This window comes from Dietzia sp. UBA5065 (genome assembly GCA_002415925.1).
Taxonomy (GTDB): Bacteria; Actinomycetota; Actinomycetes; order Mycobacteriales; family Mycobacteriaceae; genus Dietzia.
Window position 1 is genome coordinate 3,173 of the sequence record DIAZ01000121.1, and the last position, 4,019, is coordinate 7,191.

Consider the following 4,019-nt stretch of genomic DNA (forward strand, 5'->3'; position numbering starts at 1 on the left):
TCCTGTTCTCCGACGGCCGCTCGTCGGACGGGCAGGTCCAGAGGTGGATGCGTGGCGGGTCCTCGCTCGTGTTGCGGCGCATCCGCATGACCCTGGACACCTGGGAGCAGATCGACCGCACCTCGCGCGAGCTGAGCGTGGGCAGGACGCTCGACACCGGAGCCCCGCTGACCGGCACCGCCGAGGGTGACCCCGCCGACTTCGAGGCCGTCGACGAGGTGGGGCTGCCGGTGATCCCGCCCGAGTCGCACATGGCTCGGGCGCGGCAGCGGAACCGCGGCGAGGCGATGCTGCGTCGGCCGTACAACTACGACGACCCGCCGGAGCGGGGCGAGATCAGCAACAGCGGACTGATCTTTGCCGCCTACATGGCCGACCCGGTGCGCACCTACGTCCCGGTCCAGCAGCGGCTCGCCGAGCAGGACGCGCTCAACACGTGGACGATCCCGATCGGGTCGGCCGTGTTCACGCTCCCGCCCGGCGCTCCGGAGGGTGGGTACGTGGGGCAGGGGCTGTTCGAGGGCTGAGTTCTCGCGGGCTGGGTGGGCTGGACGGGCTGAGCGGGCTGGACGGGCTACAGCGCGTCCGCGATGGCCCCGGCCATGGCCTGCTGGCCCAGGGCGGTGGGGTGGAACGGGGCGGCGTTGGTCGGCGGCCCCCCGAGGAAGTCGGTCCAGCGCTGGTCGGCGGGCGCGCAGGCGCTGCGGTCGTCGACGCTGGTGGGCAGGACCGAGACGTGGCCGTTGCGGGTGGCCGCGATGTTGACGGCGACGTTGATGGCCGCGCCCACCGCTCGGGCCCAGGCCACGTCGTCCGGGTTGAGTGAGTCGGTGAACGCGCAGCTTCCCCCGGCGGCCGGCATGAGCGGCAGGTACCGCGTGGCGATGACTTTCGCCTGTGGCGACCGCTCCTCGATCGCGTCGTAGACGTCATCGATCTGGCCGCCGGTGCCGAACACGGCGTTGATGGCCAATTCGACGTTCCCACCGATCTGGGACTGACACGTGGACGTGGGTGGCAGCTGGGCGAACGGACCCTGCCTGGTGATGCAGCCGACGATCATGCTGAAGCCCACGTCGTTGCCGCCGATGGACAGGGTGACCAGGTCGGTGCCGACGTCGAGCGCGTCGAACTGCGCCGGGATTCCGGGGGCCTGCCCGGCGGCGAGGTCCGGGATCCTGGCGCCGCCGCAGGACACGTCGGTGAGATCGCCGACGGCCGGGTTGGCGTCGAGGGTGCTGGCGTAGTTGGTCGTGCTCCGGTCGCAGCTCGCGGGGCCGAGGGTCTCGGTCTGGTCACCGAAGGCCGCGTACGAGTCGCCCAGCGCGACGTAGTCGGCGTACGCGGGCTGAGCCAGGGAACCGAGCGAGCCCGACGCGGAGGCGGGCAGGTCCGCGGTCGAGCCGAGCGAACCGACGGTGATCGTGCCGTCCGCCTGGGCGGTGGACTGCGCGGACGCCAGGGGCACTGCCGCGAGGCAGGCGGAGGCGGCCAGGGCGAGGGTGGGGACGAAGCGGGAGCCGGTGCGGCGGCGACGGGGAGTGGGCATTCTCACATTCTGCTGTCCCCGTCGCCGCCGCGCAGGCGGTTCAGCCGCCTGGGTTCAGCCAAGCGCAGCGAGGACACGGTTCGCGACGTGAGCGTGTCCGGCGGGGGTCGGGTGCACCGGCACCGCTCCCGTGTCCAGTCCCGTGAAGTCGACCCAGCGGGTCTCGGGCGACGCGCACATCGAGCGACCGGGCTCGTCCGGGATGACGACGGTGGCGCCGTTTCGCTCGGCGGCCTCGCGGACCACCCGGTTGACGCTCTCCTGGAAGCCGCGGACCTTGGCTCGCTCCTCCCGGCTGATCGCCATGAACGGCGCGCAGGCGGGCGACTCGCGGATGATCTGGTCGTCCTCGGGAACCGCGGCGAGGTAGCCGACGGTCACCACGCGAGCGTTCGGCGAGCGCTCGGCGATGCCCCGGTAGACGGAGTCCATACGCCCGTCGAGGGTCTCCAGCGCCTCGGCGGCCTGACGGTCGATCACGTCAGCGCACCCGGTCGAGACGTCGAAGCCCTTCGCGATGGTGCCGGTGGCGCCGTCCACCATCGGACGCAACTCGGTCGCGATGTTCGGCCGCACCGCACACGCGAGGATGACCGCGGCGAACCCCACGTCGTTGCCGCCGATGGTCAGCGAGACCAGGTCGGTCCCGGCGTCGAGCGCCTCGAACTGCGGAGGGGCGCCGGTCCGCCCGGGGGTCCAGAAGTCGTCCGCGACCGCGCCGCCGCAGCTGGCGTTGACGAACGTGCCCACGCCGAGGCCACGGGCCACCACCACGGGGTAGGCGTCGTCGGTGCGGACGCAGGCCGCCGGGCCGCCGCCCCAGGACCCGGGCGCGATCCGGCCGACCGCCGCGTAGGAGTCGCCCAGCGCGACGTACCGGGACGGCCCGGCGCCGGTGCCGGTGTAGACCGACGGGCCGGTTCCGGTGCCGGTCGTCTGATCCGCGATGTTCCGGCCCAGGGTCTCGATGGATTCACCGGTCTGCTCGGCCGTGGATCCGGTGGCGGCGGGTGCGGCCGGTAGCGGGGGAGCGGGAATTCGGGCGGCGGCGCCGGGGACCACGGCCAGGGAGGCGAGGACGGCTGACGCGGCGACGGCGGCGGACCCGGCCAGCAGGCGGCGTGCGGACCGGCGGGGGCGAGCTGTGGTCATGGGCCCACTCTCGCATGAACGCGTTCTAGTGTGGGCCGGCACGGCACCGGACGGAGCGACTCGACGCCGCCGCCGGGCGGCGAGGCCCGGCGGCGAGGGCAGTCAGTCGACGGGCGGTGCGGCGGGCAGGCGCACGACCTGGCCGGCGTAGGACAGTCCGGCACCGAAGCCGATGCACAGGGCCAGGTCGCCCTCCTTGGCCTGGCCGTCCCGCAGCATGGCCTCCATGGCCAGGGGGATCGAGGCCGCCGAGGTGTTGCCGGTCTGCTCGATGTCGTTGGCGATGGCCACCGAGTCGGGCAGCCCGAGGTGCTTGGCCATGGCCGAGTTGATGCGGCCGTTGGCCTGGTGGGGGATGAACGCCTGGATCTGCTCGGCGGTCACGCCCGTGGTCTCGAGCGTCTTGGCACACACCTTGGAGACCTGGACCGCGGCCCAGCGGAACACCTTGGAACCGTCCATGACCAGGTACGGCTGCACCGCGGCGCCGTCGGAGGCCTCCGCCATGAACTCGCGCCAGTTCTTGGTCTGCCTGATGGCGTCGGCCTGTTCGCCGTCCGAGCCCCACACCACCGGGCCCACATCGTTGGAGTCCGACGGGCCCACCACCACGGCGCCCGCGCCGTCGCCGAAGATGAAGGCGGTGTTGCGGTCGGTGGGGTCGATGCCGTCGCTCATCCGCTCGACGCCCACCACCACGACGTACTTCGCCCCGCCGCCACGGATGAGGTTGGTGGCCACGGCCAGTCCGTAGCCGAAGCCGGCGCAGCCGGCGGTGAGGTCGAACGCGGCGATCCCGTTACGGCCGATGTTCATCGCGACCTTGGGCGCGGCGTGCGGGGTCATGCTCTCGTACGTGGAGGTGCACACGATCACCGCGTCGACGAGCTCCGAGTCGATGCCCGCGGACCGCACGGCCTTCTCGGCGGCGGCGCTGGCCATCATGACGACCGTCTCCTCCTCGTTCCCGAAGCGACGGTTGAGGATGCCCGAGCGCTCGTAGATCCACTCGGTGGTCGAGTCGATCGACTCGCAGATCTCCTCGTTGCTCACCACGCGCTCGGGGCGGTAGGCGCCGATCCCCAGGAGGGTCGTGCCGGACGCGCCCTCGCCGGTCGCGATGGTCACGGTGTCGTTGGAATCGGCCATACGGGTGTAGCTCCTCGTCGGTATGCGTCTCACGTGCTCCACGACACAATACTGATCGGGCGTGAGAGTCGCCTGAGGCGGACCGTGGAGCGGGTCAGTCCGCGATCAGCCCACCGAGCCAGGCGCGCCACCGCGACGCGTCCCACGTGGGCTCGACGCCGTCCACGGC

At 72.2% G+C, this 4,019-nt stretch carries 4 protein-coding genes; 1 reads left to right on the forward strand and 3 read right to left on the reverse strand.

The window, feature by feature from the left end:
* A partial coding sequence (locus tag B4M60_RS09315; RefSeq protein ID WP_291082673.1) for a Dyp-type peroxidase occupies positions 1-527 on the forward strand: 527 nt, incomplete at its 5' end.
* A gap of 47 nt (positions 528-574) precedes the next feature.
* Here the strand turns inward: B4M60_RS09315 and B4M60_RS09320 are convergent.
* The 3 genes from B4M60_RS09320 to B4M60_RS09330 form a co-directional block, all read right to left on the reverse strand.
* On the reverse strand, positions 575-1,549 hold the full coding sequence (locus B4M60_RS09320) for an SGNH/GDSL hydrolase family protein (protein WP_291082676.1): 975 nt from the start codon (positions 1,547-1,549) through the stop codon (positions 575-577).
* Positions 1,550-1,603: 54 nt separating this feature from the next.
* Positions 1,604-2,701, reverse strand: coding sequence for an SGNH/GDSL hydrolase family protein (locus B4M60_RS09325; protein WP_291082678.1), 1,098 nt, complete (start codon positions 2,699-2,701; stop codon positions 1,604-1,606).
* A 102-nt stretch (positions 2,702-2,803) separates the two neighbouring features.
* Positions 2,804-3,850 carry a beta-ketoacyl-ACP synthase III gene (locus B4M60_RS09330; RefSeq protein WP_291082681.1) on the reverse strand — a complete coding sequence of 349 codons (1,047 nt, stop codon included), beginning with the start codon at positions 3,848-3,850 and terminating at the stop codon, positions 2,804-2,806.
* Between the last annotated feature and the right edge of the window lie 169 nt (positions 3,851-4,019).